At 61.2% G+C, this 15,035-nt stretch carries 19 protein-coding genes and 1 tRNA gene; 11 read left to right on the top strand and 9 right to left on the bottom strand.

Annotated features, from left to right (window positions below):
• The first annotated feature begins 22 nt into the window (after positions 1-22).
• Positions 23-790: an SDR family oxidoreductase gene (locus C6A77_RS05955; protein WP_114168484.1), complete on the top strand. Its 768-nt coding sequence runs from the start codon at positions 23-25 to the stop codon at positions 788-790.
• Positions 791-873: 83 nt separating this feature from the next.
• Here the strand turns inward: C6A77_RS05955 and C6A77_RS05950 are convergent, their stop codons facing one another.
• Complete coding sequence (locus C6A77_RS05950) at positions 874-1,224, bottom strand: hypothetical protein (RefSeq protein ID WP_114168482.1); 351 nt, start codon at positions 1,222-1,224, stop codon at positions 874-876.
• A 115-nt stretch (positions 1,225-1,339) separates the two neighbouring features.
• Between C6A77_RS05950 and C6A77_RS05945 the strand changes: the two genes are divergently transcribed.
• The 5 genes from C6A77_RS05945 to C6A77_RS05925 all read left to right on the top strand — a co-directional run bounded on the left by C6A77_RS05945 (position 1,340) and on the right by C6A77_RS05925 (position 5,911).
• The gene (locus tag C6A77_RS05945) at positions 1,340-1,630 is read left to right on the top strand and encodes an RcnB family protein (RefSeq protein ID WP_114168480.1); all 291 of its coding nucleotides are present in this window, start codon (positions 1,340-1,342) and stop codon (positions 1,628-1,630) included.
• Between the two features lie 138 nt (positions 1,631-1,768).
• Positions 1,769-1,960, top strand: coding sequence for a hypothetical protein (locus C6A77_RS05940; protein WP_114168478.1), 192 nt, complete (start codon positions 1,769-1,771; stop codon positions 1,958-1,960).
• Positions 1,961-2,034: 74 nt separating this feature from the next.
• Positions 2,035-2,418 (top strand): glycine zipper domain-containing protein, encoded by a 384-nt coding sequence (locus tag C6A77_RS05935; RefSeq protein ID WP_114168475.1) that lies wholly within the window; start codon positions 2,035-2,037, stop codon positions 2,416-2,418.
• Positions 2,419-2,553: 135 nt separating this feature from the next.
• Positions 2,554-4,383 carry an SLC13 family permease gene (locus C6A77_RS05930; protein ID WP_114168473.1) on the top strand — a complete coding sequence of 610 codons (1,830 nt, stop codon included), beginning with the start codon at positions 2,554-2,556 and terminating at the stop codon, positions 4,381-4,383.
• A 103-nt stretch (positions 4,384-4,486) separates the two neighbouring features.
• Positions 4,487-5,911 (top strand): GGDEF domain-containing protein, encoded by a 1,425-nt coding sequence (locus tag C6A77_RS05925; protein ID WP_114168601.1) that lies wholly within the window; start codon positions 4,487-4,489, stop codon positions 5,909-5,911.
• 1 nt (position 5,912) lies between these two features.
• Here the strand turns inward: C6A77_RS05925 and C6A77_RS05920 are convergent, their stop codons facing one another.
• Entirely contained in the window at positions 5,913-6,674 is a 762-nt protein-coding gene (locus tag C6A77_RS05920) for a TSUP family transporter (protein WP_114168471.1), read from the bottom strand.
• A 98-nt stretch (positions 6,675-6,772) separates the two neighbouring features.
• Between C6A77_RS05920 and C6A77_RS05915 the strand changes: the two genes are divergently transcribed.
• The gene (locus C6A77_RS05915; protein ID WP_114168469.1) at positions 6,773-7,678 is read left to right on the top strand and encodes a LysR family transcriptional regulator; all 906 of its coding nucleotides are present in this window, start codon (positions 6,773-6,775) and stop codon (positions 7,676-7,678) included.
• 736 nt (positions 7,679-8,414) lie between these two features.
• Entirely contained in the window at positions 8,415-8,600 is a 186-nt protein-coding gene (locus C6A77_RS05910) for a hypothetical protein (protein WP_114168467.1), read from the top strand.
• A gap of 185 nt (positions 8,601-8,785) precedes the next feature.
• Here C6A77_RS05910 and C6A77_RS25475 read toward each other — a convergent pair.
• The 3 genes from C6A77_RS25475 to C6A77_RS05895 all read right to left on the bottom strand — a co-directional run bounded on the left by C6A77_RS25475 (position 8,786) and on the right by C6A77_RS05895 (position 9,503).
• Positions 8,786-8,868 (bottom strand) — tRNA-Ser (locus C6A77_RS25475).
• Positions 8,869-8,946: 78 nt separating this feature from the next.
• Entirely contained in the window at positions 8,947-9,213 is a 267-nt protein-coding gene (locus tag C6A77_RS05900) for a hypothetical protein (protein ID WP_241507393.1), read from the bottom strand.
• The gene (locus C6A77_RS05895) at positions 9,210-9,503 is read right to left on the bottom strand and encodes a hypothetical protein (RefSeq protein WP_114168599.1); all 294 of its coding nucleotides are present in this window, start codon (positions 9,501-9,503) and stop codon (positions 9,210-9,212) included. Before C6A77_RS05895 ends, C6A77_RS05900 begins: the two co-directional genes overlap by 4 nt.
• A 107-nt stretch (positions 9,504-9,610) precedes the next feature.
• Here C6A77_RS05895 and C6A77_RS05890 point away from each other — a divergent pair, with 107 nt between their 5' ends.
• Entirely contained in the window at positions 9,611-10,276 is a 666-nt protein-coding gene (locus C6A77_RS05890) for an SOS response-associated peptidase family protein (RefSeq protein ID WP_114168461.1), read from the top strand.
• On the opposite strand, the gene C6A77_RS05885 is transcribed toward C6A77_RS05890, so the two are convergent.
• Positions 10,270-10,494 carry a hypothetical protein gene (locus tag C6A77_RS05885; protein ID WP_114168459.1) on the bottom strand — a complete coding sequence of 75 codons (225 nt, stop codon included), beginning with the start codon at positions 10,492-10,494 and terminating at the stop codon, positions 10,270-10,272. The two genes, C6A77_RS05890 and C6A77_RS05885, sit on opposite strands and share 7 nt — an antisense overlap.
• 89 nt (positions 10,495-10,583) lie before the next feature.
• On the opposite strand from C6A77_RS05885, the gene C6A77_RS25270 reads away from it, so the two are divergent.
• Positions 10,584-11,417, top strand: coding sequence for a hypothetical protein (locus C6A77_RS25270; RefSeq protein WP_133295866.1), 834 nt, complete (start codon positions 10,584-10,586; stop codon positions 11,415-11,417).
• On the opposite strand, the gene C6A77_RS05875 is transcribed toward C6A77_RS25270, so the two are convergent.
• Together C6A77_RS05875 and C6A77_RS05870 are read right to left on the bottom strand one after the other, a co-directional pair.
• A complete protein-coding gene (locus C6A77_RS05875; RefSeq protein WP_114168455.1) occupies positions 11,397-11,915 on the bottom strand; it encodes a DUF2514 family protein in 519 nt (172 codons plus the stop codon). The genes C6A77_RS25270 and C6A77_RS05875 overlap by 21 nt on opposite strands.
• The gene (locus C6A77_RS05870; protein WP_114168453.1) at positions 11,912-12,400 is read right to left on the bottom strand and encodes a glycoside hydrolase family 104 protein; all 489 of its coding nucleotides are present in this window, start codon (positions 12,398-12,400) and stop codon (positions 11,912-11,914) included. Before C6A77_RS05870 ends, C6A77_RS05875 begins: the two co-directional genes overlap by 4 nt.
• A gap of 96 nt (positions 12,401-12,496) precedes the next feature.
• On the opposite strand from C6A77_RS05870, the gene C6A77_RS25495 reads away from it, so the two are divergent.
• Positions 12,497-12,670, top strand: a complete 174-nt coding sequence (locus C6A77_RS25495; RefSeq protein ID WP_161959650.1) for a hypothetical protein — start codon at positions 12,497-12,499, stop codon at positions 12,668-12,670.
• Positions 12,671-12,709: 39 nt separating this feature from the next.
• On the opposite strand, the gene C6A77_RS05865 is transcribed toward C6A77_RS25495, so the two are convergent.
• Positions 12,710-15,019 (bottom strand): hypothetical protein, encoded by a 2,310-nt coding sequence (locus C6A77_RS05865; RefSeq protein WP_114168451.1) that lies wholly within the window; start codon positions 15,017-15,019, stop codon positions 12,710-12,712.
• Between the last annotated feature and the right edge of the window lie 16 nt (positions 15,020-15,035).

Genomic DNA, 15,035 nt, shown 5'->3' with positions numbered 1-15,035 from the left:
GACGGATAACAAGGAAAACAGCATGTCCAAGACCCACCTGTTCGACCTCGACGGCAAAATCGCCTTCGTTTCCGGCGCCAGCCGTGGCATCGGCGAAGCCATCGCCCACCTGCTGGCCCAGCAAGGTGCCCATGTGATCGTGTCCAGCCGCAAGCTCGACGGTTGCCAGCAGGTAGCCGAGGCCATCATCGCCGCCGGCGGCAAGGCCACGGCGGTGGCCTGTCATATCGGCGAACTGGAGCAGATCCAGCAGGTGTTCGCCGGCATCCGCGAGCAGTTCGGGCGCCTGGACATTCTGGTCAACAACGCCGCCACCAACCCGCAGTTCTGCAACGTGCTGGACACCGACCCGGGCGCGTTCCAGAAAACCGTGGATGTGAACATCCGTGGCTACTTCTTCATGTCGGTAGAGGCCGGCAAGCTGATGCGCGAACAGGGTGGCGGCAGCATCATCAACGTGGCGTCGATCAACGGGGTTTCGCCCGGGCTGTTCCAGGGCATCTATTCGGTGACCAAGGCCGCGGTCATCAACATGACCAAGGTCTTCGCCAAGGAATGCGCGCAATTCGGAATCCGCTGCAACGCCCTGCTGCCCGGCCTGACCGACACCAAGTTCGCCTCGGCCCTGGTGAAGAACGACGCCATTCTCAACGCCGCGCTGCAGCAGATCCCGCTCAAGCGCGTGGCTGACCCCAAGGAAATGGCCGGTGCCGTGTTGTACCTGGCCAGCGATGCTTCCAGCTACACCACCGGGACCGCGCTGAATGTCGACGGCGGCTATCTGTCCTGATCAGAACTGCTTGGCTTGCGACTGTTGTGGAGCGGGTTAACCGGCCTCCCACAAGGCAAAGAGGCTGACCTGCTATCCGCTGATTACAGGCAGGTCGCCGCCGCCGCCCGGCGCTGCAGCGCCACGCCGTCGTGCTTCTGCGCGTAGTAATCCACCCGCGTGCCGCCCGCCTGCGGATAAACGTCCACGAACGCTTCGGCTTCACGGGTATACACGGTCAACCCACCCTGCTTGCGCGGCTCCAGGTAGCCACTGGCGTCGTCGCCGAACACCTTTTCTTCCTGCCAGCTGAACTGGATGCACTGGGCCACCAGTTCCGGCGCCTTGTGCGAGTCCAGCTGTGCCGTCGGCTTGCCGCCGCGGGCCGTTTCCATGGTCGCAGAAGCACAACCGACCAGCATCAACGCCGCAGCCATCGGCAGAATCGCACGCATGTTCCATCCTCAGGGTAAAAAAGAACGCGACTCTAGCATTGGCAAGCATCGCGAGTGAATTGTCGTGCGCGGCTGGCTGTCGCAGATAAGGCATGCCGCTACCAAGGAGATCGACATGAAACTGCACTACCTGCTGTTCGCCGCGCTTGCCAGCCTGCCTCTGGCAGCCACCGCCGCACCGTCCAGCGAAGAAAGCATCACCGCACCCGAAACCCACAACCGCGAACTCAAGGTCGGCGACAAGGCGCCGGACCAGTACAAGCGCGATGACGAGGCGCTCAAGGACTGGAAAGCCCAAGGCCTGCCGGCACCGGAAAAGGAAAGCCACTGGGTGCGCATGGGCGACCACTACGTGCTGGTGCAGATCACCAACGGAGTAGTGCTGGCGATCCAGCCAGCGCACTGATCAACCGCTCACCCGCTTCAGCTCCCTGCCGCTCATCGCTGGCACGACAAATTTTTGCCGGCCAGCGAAACCTAATGGATCCTTTCCAGTCTCAGAAGGTGTGCCGTAAACCTTTGCGGATCAAGGACCTATATCGTGATGACCCGTCTTGCAAGCCTTTCGCTGATCGCCGTTGTCCTGCTGACTGCAGGCTGCCATAGCCATCGCTACCATGACGACGACGATGGCTGGCGCGACCGTGACCGCGAGCACCGTCACCACCATCGGCATGACCGCGACGACGATGATGATGACAATCGTCAGTACCGTGGTGACCGCTATTACCGCTGAAGCGTCTTTTTCCACCCTGACCTGCCGCCCGTTGCGCGGCACCTTAACCTGATGATTCCTTTGAGGTTCGTATCATGCGTCTGACTCTGCCTTCCCTTGCCCTCGGCCTGCTGCTGTGCCAGGGCGCTTTCGCCGGTGACGGTACCGCCGCCATTGGCGGTGGCCTGGGTGGTGTTCTGGGTAACGTTGTCGGTCAGCAGATCGGCGGCAAAACGGGGGCGGCGATCGGCGCCGGCCTCGGCGGCGCAGCCGGCAGTGCAGTGGGTGCACGCGAGGGCAACCGGACCGAAGCCGCTATCGGCGGTGGCCTGGGCTCGGCAGGCGGTTCGCTGTTGGGTGGCGCAGTGGGCGGCCGCACCGGCTCTACCGTCGGTGCCGGCCTGGGTGGCGCGGCCGGTGGTGCCATCGGCAACCACATGGGCGACAACGACGGCAAGCATCGCCGTCACCGTCACTGATGAGTGACCAAGGGGCCGCAATGCGGCCCCTTTTGTTTGGCAAACCCTGCAGTACATCAAAACCCCTTCAGCACAAACCGGCACACTGGCTGCTACTGTCTATCGTGCCCCTGTGTGAAGGAACACTCCCTCCCCATGAACCAAGAGCTGCTCTGGGTCCTCGGCCTGCTGGCCATCGTCATTGTCCTGTTCGTCATCAACCGCCCACGCATGGACGTGGTCGCGCTGCTGGTGATACTCGCCCTGCCGCTGTCGGGCATCCTCACCGTGGAGCAGGCCCTGGCCGGCTTCAGCGACCCCAACGTGGTACTGATCGCCGCGCTGTTCGTGATCGGCGAAGGCCTGGTGCGCACCGGCATTGCCTACCGCATCGGTGAATGGATGAGCGAACGGGCCGGCAACAGCGAGGCCCGCCTGCTGGTGCTGCTGATGGTGGCGGTGGCCGGGCTGGGTTCGATGATGAGCTCTACCGGCGTGGTGGCGATTTTCATTCCGGTGGTGCTGAGCATCGCCGCACGCCTGCAGCTCTCGCCCAGCCGGCTGATGATGCCGCTTGCGTTCGCCGGCCTGATCAGCGGCATGCTCAGCCTGGTGGCCACCCCGCCCAACGTGGTGGTGCACAGCGAGCTGGTGCGCCATGGCGAAGCGGGGTTCAGCTTTTTCAGCTTCACCCCGTTCGGCCTGGTGGTGCTGGTGCTGGGCATCGGCTACATGCTGCTGACCCGGCACTGGCTGAACGGTGAGATACGCAAGGACGGGCGGGTGGAAAGCCGTCGCACCTTGCTCGACCTGGTGCTGGACTACAAGCTCAACGGCCGTGAACGGCGCCTGCGCATCCGCCCCCACTCGCCGCTGATCGGCCACACCTTGGGCGAGCTGGAGCTGCGCACCCGGTATGGCGCCAACGTGATCGGCATCGAACGCCAGCACAAATTCACCACCCGAGTGATCGCCGCCGACTCCAGCACCGTGCTGCACCAGGGCGATGTGCTGCTGCTCGACCTGTTCGCCAACCGCGACGACCTGCGCAGCCTGTGCCAGACCATGCAGCTGGAACCGCTGCACTTCAAGGCCGCTTATTTCATCGACCAGTCCCAGGAGCTGGGCATGGCCGAGGTCTCGCTGCCACCCGGCTCGAAACTGATCGGCAAGAGCATCCTCGAACTGGCCTTCCGCACCCGCTTCGACCTCAACGTGGTCGGCTTGCGCCGCGAGCAGACGGCGATCGAAGAACAACTGGTGGAAGAAAAACTGCGCCTGGGCGACACCCTGTTGGTGGTCGGCCCGTGGAAAGCCGTGCGCCAGTTGCAAAGCAAACCCAAGGACTTCCTGGTATTGAGCCTGCCTGCGGAAATCGACCTGGTCGCGCCCGCCCGCACCCGCGCGCCTCAGGCGCTGCTGAGCCTGGCGGTGATGGTCGGCCTGATGGTCAGCGGCGCCGTGCCCAACGTCATCGCCGCGCTGATCGGCTGCCTGCTGATGGGCGCTGGCCGCTGCATCGACATGAACAGTGCCTACCGCGCCATTCATTGGCAGAGCCTGGTGCTGATCGTCGGCATGCTGCCCTTTGCCCAGGCATTGCAGAAAACCGGCGGTATCGACCTGGCGGTGGGCGGGCTGGTCAGCGTGCTGGGCGGTGCCGGCCCCAGCGCCATCCTTGCCTGCCTGTTCGCGGTCACGGCGGTGATCGGCCTGTTCATTTCCAACACCGCCACCGCAGTGCTGATGGCGCCGGTGGCGGTCAGCACCGCCGCGCAGCTGGGCATGTCGCCCTACCCGTTCGCCATGACCGTGGCACTGGCCGCCTCGGCAGCGTTCATGACCCCGGTGTCGTCACCGGTCAACACCCTGGTGCTGGGGCCGGGGCAATACCGGTTCGCCGACTTCGTCAAAGTCGGCGTGCCGTTCACCGTACTGGTGATGCTGGTGACCGTACTGATGGTGCCGTGGTTCTTCGGGTTATGAGGCGGCCGGCTGCGGCAGATTGACATCAAGTCCTCCGACGAAACACACTGGTGCCCAATTGCTCCAGGTGCTGCAAGCCGTTGTCCTGGATTTCGTTTCCGCTCTGCCGGTCGAGCCCATGGTTTTCCCCGCCCAAACGCGCTTGTTGCACTACCTCGTCCTGCTTGGCCTGACCTTTGCCCTGACCCTGGGCGGTATCCTGGCCCGCCCGATCGAATCGCTGTCGCTGTTCTGGCCGGTCAATGCGGTGCTGGCCGGCGTACTGCTGCGTTACCCTCGCCAGGCCACGCTGCCAGGCTTTGCGCTGGTCTGGCTGGCCATGGTCGCGGCCGACCTGCTGTGCGGCAGCGCCTGGCTACCGGCGCTATGGTTCAACCTGTGCAACCTGGGTGTGGTGGTCACCGTCTGGCTGCTGCTCTCGCGCTTGCCGCGCCTGCACCGGCGCATGCGTACCCCCCACGGTGTGCTCAGCCTGTTCGGCGCCTGTGCCGCCGGGGCGCTGGTAGCGGCCAGCATGGCGACGGCGATGGCCGCGCCGTGGTTCGAACAGTCGTTGCGCGCCACCTGGCTGGCCTGGTTCAGTGAACAGTTCTCGACCAGCGTGTTGGTACTGCCGGTGCTGCTGACCGCGCCCTCGGTAGCAGCGCTGGTCCGCGGTGGCGCCCAGGCCATCCGCCTGGCGCCGCTACTGGTGCTGCTGGCCTCGCTGGCGTTCAGCATTGCCTTCGGCGGCCCTGGGGCGATTGCCTTCCCGATTGCCGCACTGCTGTGGTGTGCCTGGACCTACTCGCCCTTCCTGGTCTCGCTGCTGACCCTTACTGCCGGCAGTACGCTGATCGTGGCCGTGGCACAAAACCTCATGCACTTCAGCTTGCCGCAAAGCGAGCCAGGGGTGACCACCCTGATGTCGGCGCGCCTGGGCATCGCCATGCTGGTGCTCGGGCCGCTGGTGGTGGCCTGCGTCAGCCAGGCCAACCGCAGCCTGATGGCTCGCCTGGCGCATCAGGCCAGTATCGACCACCTCACCGGCGTGCTCACCCGCAGCGCCTTCACGCGCCGCGCCAATGCGCTGCTGGATAGCCGCCAGCAACATGCCCAGGCGCTGCCGTTGACCTTGATGATGCTCGACATCGACCACTTCAAGTCGATCAACGACGCCCACGGCCATGCGGTCGGTGACCAGGTACTGCGCCAGTTCGCCGGCACCCTGCAGGACCAGCTGCACGATGGCGAGCTGCTCGCCCGCCTGGGCGGCGAAGAATTCGTCGTGGTGCTCCCTGGCCTGGCGCCAGACCAGGCCAAGTTCATCGCCGAACGCCTGCGCCGCGCCGTGCAGGAGCTGCATGTGCTGCATGCCGGCCAGCAGCTGCAGATTACCGTGAGTATCGGCCTGGCCGGCTGCGCCGCCGACACCCCGGCGCCTACCCTGGACGAACTGCTGGCGCAGGCCGACAGCGCGCTGTATCGGGCCAAGGCCCATGGCCGCAACCGCGTCGAGCAAGCCGAGGCACAGCGCCAGGTGCTGTGACCTAGCCGGCCAGCAAGTCCCACGACAATTTGCCGATCAGTACGCACAACAGCAGCAGAAACAACCCACGCACAAATCCCGCGCCCTTACGCACGGCCAGCCAGGTGCCGGTCAAGGCGCCGAGGATGTTGCATGCGGCCATGGGCAAGGCAATGGCGTACAACACGTTGCCCGACGGCACGAAGAACACCAGCGCTGCCAGGTTGGTGGCGATGTTCACCACCTTGGCCGATGCCGAGGCGTGCAGGAAGTCCAGGGCGAAGAAGCGGATGAACAGGAAGATCAGAAAGCTGCCGGTGCCCGGGCCGAACAAACCATCGTAAAAACCGATCGCACCACCGATCAGCACCGCCAGGCACTGCTCCTTGCGGCCGATCCGTGCCGGTTTGTGCAAGGTGCCGAAGTCCTTCTTGCAGAAGGTGTAAATGGCCATCAGCACGATCAGCACCAGCACCGCCGGGCGCATCACGCTGGGCGGCACCAGCGACACCGTGGCAGCGCCGGCAAACGACATGACGAAGGCACTGAGCGCCGCCGGCACGATCAGCCCCCAGTCCAGGCTGACCCTGCGGATGAACGAACGCGCCGCGAAGGCCGTGCCACACACCGACGCCAGCTTATTGCTACCGAGCAATGCCGCCGGTTGCGCGGTGGGCAGCACGTTGAACAAGGCCGGGATCTGGATCAGCCCGCCACCGCCCACGGCGGCGTCGATCAGCCCGGCGGCGAAGGCGAAGATGCAAAGCACGGCGATATCCATCATGACGCGGTTCCAGGCAGTGAAATCGCCTGCAAGACTAATCAAAGTGCCGCGCTTGTGTTGAAATGCCACATTGCGAAAACTGCAACAAGGAACCGCCAATGGCACTCGACATGCTGCGCGAAATCCAGGCGTTCGTCAGCGTCGCGCACAAGCGCAGCTTCGTCGCCGCCGCCCGCGCCCTGGGGCGCTCGCCCAGCGCGGTAACGCGGGCGATCCAAACCCTGGAAGACAACGCCGGAAGCAAGTTGCTGAACCGCAACGCCAACACCGTGACCCTGACCGAAGCCGGCGAACGCCTGTTGCCACATGCCGAACGCTTGCTGGATGTGCAACGTGATGCGGCTGACGAGCTGGCCGCACTCAGCGGCAGCGCACAGGGCTGGATCCGCTTCGGCGTGCCGCAGCTGCTGGGTGAACGGGTGCTGCCGCAGGTGCTGGCGGCGTTCTCCCGCCGCCATCCGCAGGTCACGCTGGATGTGCAGTACAGCGACGGCCCGCTCGACCCACTGCAAGGTAAGTTCGATTTCGTGGTGCGTGGTGCCTTTCCGCAATCGAGCGAGCTGATCGGCTACCCGCTGTGGCAGTACCAGCGCCACCTGTATGCGAGCCCAGCGTACCTGGCACTGGCCGGCACGCCACAACGCCCCGAAGAGCTCGCCGGCCACGCATTGATCCTGCACACCGCCCCGCGCATTCTCAAAGCCTGGCATTTCTGCCGCGACGGCCAGATTACCAGCGTGCACACCCGGCCCACGCTGCGCCTGGACTCCGGCCACGCGGTGTACCACAGCACCCTGGCTGGCGCCGGCATCGCCCGCCTCGCCGCCTGGGCCGGCGAAGCGCAGGTCAAGGCCGGGCGACTGGTGCGGGTGTGCCCGCTTTACCGCCTGACTTCCAGCACCGGCCAGGATCCGCAGATGCATGCCGTTTACCCCGCCGGCGAGCTGCCGGCACGGGTTCGGGACTTGCTCGCAGCCATGCGCCACGCCGGCCTGGTCTTTTGAAACAGCAAGCTGAAATGGCTGCTCAAATTCTGCTCAATTTAACAGGGCCCGCAACAGGCCTGGCTTGCAGAATGTTATCCACAGACCTACCCACGTTTTTTGTGGACAGATTTCCCAACACAAAGAACGACTTATCGTACAAAACGGTAGGGTGAATCGGCCAAAAACGCAGCACAGCAGGCCCGCCCGAGAAGGGGCAGGCCGCGTGGGATCGTGTCGGGTGAATGTCAGCTTGGCGGAATGGTGCCAAGAATACCAATCAGAATGGTCAGCAGCAGAAAACCACCCAGGAACAGCGCGAGCTTGCCCATCGGAACCTCTACAAGTGTGATGCGGGAATGGGCTTATTGTCGGGCTTGCGCTGATACGGTTACAGATTCAGCTTTGTGGAAAAAAAGCGGATCAGATGGACGCGGCGTTCGTTTAGCGCCGGCCTGGAGCGCTGGCTGCTGGGGCAATTGCTACTTAACGTTTCGAACGACCAACAAGCCGTGGCCGACGCAGGTTGGCGAGCCCGCCTTGTCGAAAACCGATTGCGCCCAGCTGCCACGCGGTGTCGAGTTGTGTTTAAAGGACACGCTTTGAAACGCGTTTTGTAGGATCTTTTACCGAGCGCTGTGGGATTACTCGAGCCTGCGGGATTTGCCTGTATGAAACATCAGTTTCTCCAGTAAATTCCAGCTGCTACGGTCCGGTTTTCCTACAACGGCACGGAGGCCTACAGCATGAGAAAAGCATGGACCCGTTCAATGCCTCGGCCCTGAAACTGCAGAAAACCTTGCTTAACCTGCGCCTTGAGCGCGACCGTCTGCGAAGGGAGGGTAAAGACAAGGAAGCGGACGAACTCGCAGCACCGATCGCGCGGATGGAGGCAGCGCTACAAAGGCTGCCGGATGGCATGAAGCCGGTGACGCTGCAATGATCCAGTGGGAGCGGGCAAGCCCGCGAAGAATGCGACGCGGTGTATGGCACCGGCTACGCCGGTGTTCGCGGGCGCGCCCGCTCCCACAGCGACCGGTTACAGAGACCTGAACCAGGTGTGTGCCACAACCCGTAGAAATACGCCGCGCACAAAAAAGCCCCAATCAAGGGGCTTTATTGAAAATATGGCGGAAGCGTAGAGATTCGAACTCTAGGATAGTTGCCCATCGACGGTTTTCAAGACCGTGGAACAAACGCCCTATTCATCCCGCCCGCAAAGCAAAATCGATTCCAAAACAAAGACGAAACGGCACGGCTACAGGCCGCATATTGCAAGGGTCGCCATTTCAGTTTTGGAATCGATTTTCACTCTCCTCCGGCGTTCTGCCGACCTCATTCCATTCCATCTCGGATTCAAACTCATCAAGCGCCCATAGCCTGGCCGCCTCCGCAATTTCTAGCATGTCGACCAGGTCGCTTTCATCAACTTCTAGTCGGCGGCGAGCGGCATAGGCCATCTCATTGAGCACAGCTGCGCGCCCGTCAGGATCCGCAACCAGGGCAACCTGATCGTTCAATTCGGCCAACCAGGCCTTCGGTAGCCCAGCCATCATTCGTTCCTGCACCACCATGACTGCGCATACAACACGCCTTCGATTTCCTCGACACCGGTGATGTTTATCCCGAGCTGAGCCATGCCATTGACCTTGGCGTCGTGCAACCGGGGGATGATGTCTGGCCCGGGAGACGGGTTGAACACCCACGCTTGGGTCGAAACCCTGCCCAGCGGCTCACTGTGGTGGTCACCAATGTGGATGTCCGCCCGCATCGGCTGGACCTTCCTCAGCTGATCGGAAGGTATGGCTACGCCATTCACGCGGCGACGAATGAGGAGGAAGTACATACTGCACCAACACTGTATATGGATACAGTATTTCAGCATCAGGAAACACGAACGCGCCAGTACCGCTCGGCGGACTATTCTTGTTTGCTCAGGCAGGAGGGCCGCGCATGTGTGGAAGGTTGAGCCAGTACCGGGGCATACACGACTTCGTTGAGACCTTGAGCCTGCCAGAGTCCTGGCGGAACAACGTAGGCGATCAGCCGCTCGGCCGGTACAACGTTGCGCCGACCACGCCGGTGGCAGTGCTGCGGATGGATGAGGCAGGCCCTCGAGCGGACCTGGTGAGGTGGGGATGGCGGCCGCACTGGGCGTCCGACCGTGCTGCACCAATCAACGCCCGGGTGGAGAAAGTGGCACACGGCCCATTCTTCCGGTCGATTTGGCCAAACCGGGCCATCACGCCTATCGACGGCTGGTATGAATGGGTGAACGAAGGGGGGCCAAAGAAACAGCCGTACTACATCCGACGCCGGGATGGGCGCCCTGCCCTATGCGCCAGCATCGGCCAATTCACCGGCGGGGAGCATGACGGATTCGTCATCATCACCGCCGATGCCCAGGGCGGCATGGTCGATGTTCACGACCGCCGGCCTGTCGTGCTGTCACCAGAACTGGCCTACGAGTGGATTGGAGCAGAAATGCCGAGCGAGCATGCCGAGCAACTGGTGCTTAACCTGGGCGAGCCGGCCGACGCCTTCGAGTGGTACCGGGTCAACACTGCCGTTGGCAATGTGCGCAACCAAGGCGCCGAGCTAATCGAGCCGGCTCAGTGAAGGGGTGGAAGTTCCTTTCCCCGCGCCTTGGCAACTGCGCGCAACTGGTAATCGGAGACCGCTTGAAAGAGCGACTCAGCCAGTAAGCGCAAGCGCTCGATTTCTGTAGGCGGATCGCCACGATCCTGGGCCTGGTGGTACTCCCGCATGGCATCAATGGCCTGTTGTATCAGCGGCTCTCCAGCATCAATCATTCCAATAAAAGTGCGCTTGTCCATTGCCTTTTCCGAAAAATCGCTATGTTCATCATAGATCAGCCAGCCGATTTCCTCACTTCATCTGTCCATTCGCTGCGAGTGATGTCACCATGACACCTCCGACACCTACCTTGCGAGACGAAGAAATGCTTTTAACTAAAAGCTGTCATGCGAAGGACAATACAGCCAGAAGAAAGACATTGAAGCTTGCAACACTTGAGCACTACAGAAGAACAGAAATCGAACAAATTGCAGATGAAAATGAGGGTCGCCTATTTTTCGAAATCGATATCAGATCACCTATTAAGGTTGAGAAAAGATGGTTCAACACACTTTTCGAAGGCCTGATGAGAGTTGGCGGCGAAAGATATGAAGCAGTTCGTTTTCCTGGCGGATTCCATGCTCAGGTACGTAACTGGAATGTAGATGATAGGCACCCAGCTTACGCGATAATTGAGCGAGCTGACATATCTATCACCAGGCAGACTGTTGAAAGTCTAGTGTTCTGTATGTCACAAACCAACAAGCCCGGCGATATGAAAGGCGTGTTCCCGAAGTATGACGACGAGTGGAGCATAGACAAGTCGAATGTAGAATTGTTCTTAGATGCGCTTGGAGAAGCGTTGGGGAACAGGCTCCTTGATACAAGCAAACAATCAATTATCTCACCAGATATCGATCCAAAAGAGGTTGAGATTCATGTAGATCACATGCCTGTTTTCTACGCAGATAGGAACATAACAGTCACTAGAGATCGCAGATTCGATATAGACGCACTAATGAAACACATGGCACATACGGCATTCATAAAGCCTACAAGCTACGAAAGGGAGCGAGAGTATCGCTTCAACTTCGTTCTAGTCCATAAAGGTAAGCCTCTAGACCTACTATTAGATGAAGTCATCATTGATGCCACTGACGAACTACTGGGCTTCATTATCTAGTTCTGATGCAACAGCCTCGCAGGCAAGTCCAGCTATTCGGCTTCGCTCAAGAGCCTCTGCGAGGCTTCCCGCCATTCGGTCAGCTTCTTCAAGCAGTCCCCCAAGCACCACGACGGCAGAGGTTCCTGCCTGGCGCTGCTGGGCAGCAATGGCACCGCAGGTGGCTCGGTGCCCCTCCCGCAGTCTGGCGATTTCCCCGCGCAGCCCACCAGCAGCAGACTCAGCAGCATCGGCCCGGCCTTGGGCCAGCTCCAGTTGTTGTCGTGCACTCTCCCCCTCCTTGTCCGCCACGGCCTGGCGGCGCTGTTCTTCAGTTCTGGCCTGGGCCGCGGCGCGCCGGTCACGCTCAGCCACCTGCAGGCGGTAGTCAGCCAACTCGATCCGGGCGGTGCCGGTTTCGCCCTGGGCAACCACCACCCGGTGCTGCTGGCCACCGGCGACAAGCACCAGGGCGATCAGCCACCAGCACCAGGCCGGTACCGCGCCGAGCCAGTTCACGCCAGCACCCCGCCAAGCTCGACCCAGCGTCCGAGCAGCTTGTCCAGGCGGTGCGGGCTCTGCCCGTAGGTGTTGCCCGGGAAACTGGCCCAGATGTTCGAGCACTTGGCGATCGCCTGCTGAATGCGCCCGGCTTTGATGTCATCCAGAGCACGGCGTTCACGGATCTGCTGCAGCGCAATTCGATCCTGGTTCTCCGGCGTGAAACCGCCCGCCAGGCGAAGGCTGACCCGGTACGCATCCCAGTACCGCTCAAGCAACTGGTACCGGCCAGCAGCCGTGCTGGTTACGGGCCTGCCGTTGATAGGAAATGTCAGCTTGCGCCGAGGGTGATCGGCATAGCCCTGGAACAGGCCGCCGCCGTACAGCACGTTGTACCCGTCGTCACTTGCCCTGACGGTTGAGGTTCCCTCAGAGAATGCAATCAGGTCCAGAAACCGGAGCACGTTCGCGCCACCGGCCTGGTGTTCGGTGAGTCTGGCCATGTTTTCTCCAGGCACAAAAAAGACCCACGCTCTGTTGGGCCTTTCGGAAATGATGTAGAATTGCCACTAGTAAGCCGGCGGCGGGGAGGCCACCAGATGGATAAATTTGCAGATCAAGATTCGAACGATCAGCACTTTCGGGACATGTTCAACATTCCGGACGCAGAAACCGAAGGAAGCTTCGGCCTACTGCGATACTCCGTCGTCTTGGCTTTAGTGCTGACCGTGCCCATGGCTATCCTTGCCATGATCGACCACCTCGTCGGTTGAGGTTCGATTCAAAAAACCCCTCCATCGAGGGGTTTTCTTTTATGGGCTGGATTCGATTTCGGCCAATCTTGCTTCAATTGCCTTGAGCCGCTTCCCTTCCGTGTCGGCATCTGGCGACACCGTTCGGGACGCGGTGATGGCATCGACCCGACGCACTCGACCATCAAGCATGTAATCCATCGAGGCCACAAATGGTGACTTGGGCGCTACCGGTTGCCAGGAGTAACCGCCACGCCACTTGTAGGACTTCCCGGACGCAAGTGGGAGATAGTTGGGGTTCACCAGGTCTCGATCGAGTCGACGGTGGTATGCCGTAGGGTACTGCTTACGCGATGTACTGCCCGCTCCGCTGCCCGTCATCAGGTCAAAATCATCGCTGGTATTTTCTGCTCCTGCGATCCCGTAGTTGCGATCAATCCAGGCCCCGAGCTGACCATCGGCCCCGGTACACAACACGGCCCACGCATCTGGATACTCGGACGGCTTTCCAGATCCAAGGCCGGTCACGTACGGTACCGGCGCTGCGAACTGGCCGCCAATGAAGAACACCGTCTGCTCCAGGTTGATGTGGACCAGCTGCGGGCCGTAGTCGATGTACAGCTGCAGGTCTTCCATGGCAGTGAACTCGGCTTCCACCTGCGCGCCGCCAGGGAAGAACGACACGACAAAGGCCTGAAGCCCGACATACCGCTCCGACTCGACGGTGTTGCACGCCATCAGACGGTTGTAGATCCGGCAAACGAGATTCGTAGCCCTCCCCGACTCTCCCGCTCCTACGAGGCGTCCGTCTGCCAGGATGTCGAAACCGACGTTCACCGCGGTTTGCTTGCCGTTGATCGTGTGGTTGCCACCGGTGAAGTCCAGGGGCGGGCTTACATCGCCGTTTTGCGCAGCATCGACAACCATGGGCGGCAGCATGTCGGTGCCGAACTGGTGGATGATTCTATTTCCCTTGCGAAGGTTGAAGAAGTTGGGAAGGTTGTTCGCACCGTTGATACCGAACGTGTAACCACGGTCAACTCCATCAGGATCTCTCCAGGTGACCTGCAACCGCCCAGCCATGTCGATGATGTACGACAGCGCACCGCCCTTGTCGCTCTTAAGTACATAGAGCGCCGGGTCAATGACATGCGAGAAGCCGGACAGGCCCGGCGACGACATGCCGACCGGTGTTCCATAGGCCGGAAGCTTCGAAGGGTCGATGGTCAGGAGGATGCGCACATCCGTTTTTGTCGCCAGCGTGACGGTCTGGACGCCAATGGTTCTGTCCAAGACTGGCTGCTTCACCTCCTGAAGGGTAGCAATCTGGTTGACACTCTCGATAACCGTGCTGGAGCCGTAACTGGAGATCGGCGCCTCTTCGATAATCCAGTTGTCCCCCTCTGGCGCGGCTGAAGTGCTCCCGTTCTGGAAGTACTTCAGGCCGTAATACATGCCAGCCTTTGCGTTCAGCACGCGCGCGTCGAGAATCGCGTTCAGCATGGTGGTGTTCGTGGGCGACAGGTAGCCGCCGCGCGACACTTGCTTGAACGGCGCCACCTTGCCGGCGTTGATGGTCAGCGAGTCGCGCGGGTCCAGCTCCAGGTAGACGCTCGGGTCAATGTAGTACGAATAGCCCTGGTTAAACGAGGCATTCGCAGCAATCGGCGTGCCGCGAGCTGGTCGTTTGCTCCCATCCACCGTCAGTACGAACTTCACCTCAGGGAAGCTAGCCGACTTCAGGGTGATGGTTTGCAGGCCGGCGGTGATTACTGGGGCCACATCGGTGTAGCGGATGATCTGCGTAATCGGATTATCGGCAGTTGCGTAGTTGGCCTTGGCGATTCGCTCAATAATCCAGCCGTCTGGGTCAGCGCCAGCCAGGCCGGTATACCCGTTTACGTAGTACCCGATGCGATAGTAGTAATCAGGCTCAGCACCAATAACAGTAGCCCCAAGGACAAATTGGTTCAGGGCAGTGTTTTGGGCGCTCGTTACGCCATTTCGCGTTGCCACTCGGCACGGAAACACCTTCCCACGGTTGATGGTGAGACCGTCCGCTAGCCACGACAGCAAGGATGAAATCTCCACCGCTACCCCGGCATCGTTGCGATAGCGAGTCTCAAACAGTTCTCCGGTGGCAGGCACCGAAAAGAATCGGTTGTTGGTGCCGGTGCCGCTTGTAGCTGCCAGACCGGCCGCGATCGACGGGTATGTACCCATACTGGCGAGAAAGTCGGCGTAGATCTTCTTCAGGGTCGGCTTGGTAATGCCATTGATGACGACGGTGTCGTCATTGGACAGGAACAGCGAGTTTGCGTTGGCAACAAGCTGCTCAAACAGCTGCAGAGATTCTGCGCCGGAGGCCATAGTCTTTCCTCTTCAT

It is taken from the genome of Pseudomonas sp. AFG_SD02_1510_Pfu_092 (genome assembly GCF_003331055.1).
Lineage (GTDB): Bacteria > Pseudomonadota > Gammaproteobacteria > Pseudomonadales > Pseudomonadaceae > Aquipseudomonas.
This window is presented reverse-complemented; position numbering and strand designations above follow the sequence as displayed.

Coding starts and splice junctions, on each gene's coding strand:
- C6A77_RS05955 (WP_114168484.1), top strand. CDS start 23: ATGTCCAAGACCCACCTGTTCGACCTCGACGGCAAAATCGCCTTCGTT.
- C6A77_RS05950 (WP_114168482.1), bottom strand. CDS start 1,224: ATGCGTGCGATTCTGCCGATGGCTGCGGCGTTGATGCTGGTCGGTTGT.
- C6A77_RS05945 (WP_114168480.1), top strand. CDS start 1,340: ATGAAACTGCACTACCTGCTGTTCGCCGCGCTTGCCAGCCTGCCTCTG.
- C6A77_RS05940 (WP_114168478.1), top strand. CDS start 1,769: ATGACCCGTCTTGCAAGCCTTTCGCTGATCGCCGTTGTCCTGCTGACT.
- C6A77_RS05935 (WP_114168475.1), top strand. CDS start 2,035: ATGCGTCTGACTCTGCCTTCCCTTGCCCTCGGCCTGCTGCTGTGCCAG.
- C6A77_RS05930 (WP_114168473.1), top strand. CDS start 2,554: ATGAACCAAGAGCTGCTCTGGGTCCTCGGCCTGCTGGCCATCGTCATT.
- C6A77_RS05920 (WP_114168471.1), bottom strand. CDS start 6,674: ATGATGGATATCGCCGTGCTTTGCATCTTCGCCTTCGCCGCCGGGCTG.
- C6A77_RS05915 (WP_114168469.1), top strand. CDS start 6,773: ATGGCACTCGACATGCTGCGCGAAATCCAGGCGTTCGTCAGCGTCGCG.
- C6A77_RS05910 (WP_114168467.1), top strand. CDS start 8,415: ATGGACCCGTTCAATGCCTCGGCCCTGAAACTGCAGAAAACCTTGCTT.
- C6A77_RS05900 (WP_241507393.1), bottom strand. CDS start 9,213: ATGATGGCTGGGCTACCGAAGGCCTGGTTGGCCGAATTGAACGATCAG.
- C6A77_RS05895 (WP_114168599.1), bottom strand. CDS start 9,503: ATGTACTTCCTCCTCATTCGTCGCCGCGTGAATGGCGTAGCCATACCT.
- C6A77_RS05890 (WP_114168461.1), top strand. CDS start 9,611: ATGTGTGGAAGGTTGAGCCAGTACCGGGGCATACACGACTTCGTTGAG.
- C6A77_RS05885 (WP_114168459.1), bottom strand. CDS start 10,494: ATGGACAAGCGCACTTTTATTGGAATGATTGATGCTGGAGAGCCGCTG.
- C6A77_RS25270 (WP_133295866.1), top strand. CDS start 10,584: ATGACACCTCCGACACCTACCTTGCGAGACGAAGAAATGCTTTTAACT.
- C6A77_RS05870 (WP_114168453.1), bottom strand. CDS start 12,400: ATGGCCAGACTCACCGAACACCAGGCCGGTGGCGCGAACGTGCTCCGG.
- C6A77_RS25495 (WP_161959650.1), top strand. CDS start 12,497: ATGGATAAATTTGCAGATCAAGATTCGAACGATCAGCACTTTCGGGAC.
- C6A77_RS05865 (WP_114168451.1), bottom strand. CDS start 15,019: ATGGCCTCCGGCGCAGAATCTCTGCAGCTGTTTGAGCAGCTTGTTGCC.